A 1,440-nucleotide genomic window follows, 5' to 3' on the forward strand; every position below is an offset into this window, starting at 1 on the left:
GTGAACGGCACGGACATCTGGACGGAATACGGCGTGTTCCTGGTGGAAGACCGGCGCGGCGGCATGGAGAACCTGACAGCCATCCTGACCCCGAGCAAGGCGAAAAAGGACACGGCCGTGGACATACGGGAAGAGCACGGAGAAAAATACAGCGCCGTGCTTACCCCGAGGAACGAGGCGCGCGACGTGACGCTGCACTTTGCCCTGTACGCCCGGACACAGTCGGGATGGATGAAGCAGTATTTCGCTTTCGTGAATTTCCTGAAGAAAGGCCGGAACGGATGGCTCGATATTTCTTTCCCCCAGCTTGACCTGACCCTTCGTGTCAAATATGCGGACTGCACGAAGTTCACCCCGCTGACCTACCTGTGGAAGGAAGGCGTGCATGCCGGGAAGTTCAAAGTGAAGTTCCGCGAGCCGGTACCGGTGATTTAACGACATTCAAACGCAGTTCAAACGATATTTAAAAGGATTACGGACATGCTGACCATATATGACAGAAACGGCAATAAACGTGCGGACATCGCTCCGGATGACAGCTCCACCCAGCAGAAGGAGGTTCAGGGAGACAATGTGCTTTCCCTTTCCTTCTCCCATTACGAACATATCGTCCTGGACGTGAACGACTACACGGACTATCTGGGCGAACGGTACCGGCTGACGGAACGCTACACGCCGAAGCAGGTGAACGAGGGCGAGTGGGACTATGACCTGAAGCTGTACGGCGTGGAGAGCTTGATCAAGCGGTTCCTGGTGCTGGAGACGACGGACGGGGACACGAACCCCCTGTTTACCCTGACGGCCACTCCCCGCGAGCATGTGGCCATGGTGGTGAAGGCCATCAATGACGGCATGGGCCACATTACTGACTGGAAGGTGGGTACGGTGGAAGGTGCGGAGCTGATCACGATAGACTACGAGGGCATGTACTGCGACGAAGCGCTGAAAGCCATTGCCGAAAAAGCCGGCGGCAAGGTGGAATGGTGGATTGAGGGGCAGACGGTGAACGTGTGCCGCTGCGAACACGGGGAAGAGATAGCCCTGGGGTACGGCAAGGGGCTGACCTCGCTGGAAAGAGACACCGGCAACACGGCCAAGTTCTACACCCGCCTGTTCCCGGTAGGTTCGACCCGCAATATCGATGCAGAGAAATACGGCAGCCCGAGGCTGATGCTCCCCGGCGGAAAGAAGTACATCGAGCAGGGCGTGGATGAATACGGCATCCATGACCATTACGAGCAGGAAGCCTTCAGTGACATTTATCCCCACCGGGTGGGTACGGTGAGTTCGGTACGCAGCGAGGAGGTAACGGACGATGAAGGGAACAAATTCACCGTCTATTACTTCCGTGACGGGGAACTGAACTTTGACCCCAACCTGTACGAACTGGCCGGTGAGACGAAACGCGTGTCGTTCCAGACGGGCGACCTTGCCGGACTG

General features: G+C 57.2%; 1 protein-coding gene and 1 pseudogene. Both read left to right on the forward strand.

The genetic code is table 11. The features are described 5' to 3' along the window. On the forward strand, positions 1–435 hold a 435-nt coding region (locus LPH68_RS26180; protein ID WP_230297266.1), incomplete at its 5' end, for a hypothetical protein. Positions 436–480: 45 nt separating this feature from the next. Beyond that, a pseudogene (locus tag LPH68_RS26185) lies at positions 481–1,440 on the forward strand (hypothetical protein); the annotation flags it as partial.

The organism is Bacteroides sp. 1_1_30 (assembly GCF_020982715.1).
GTDB classification, from domain to species: Bacteria; Bacteroidota; Bacteroidia; order Bacteroidales; family Bacteroidaceae; genus Bacteroides; species Bacteroides xylanisolvens.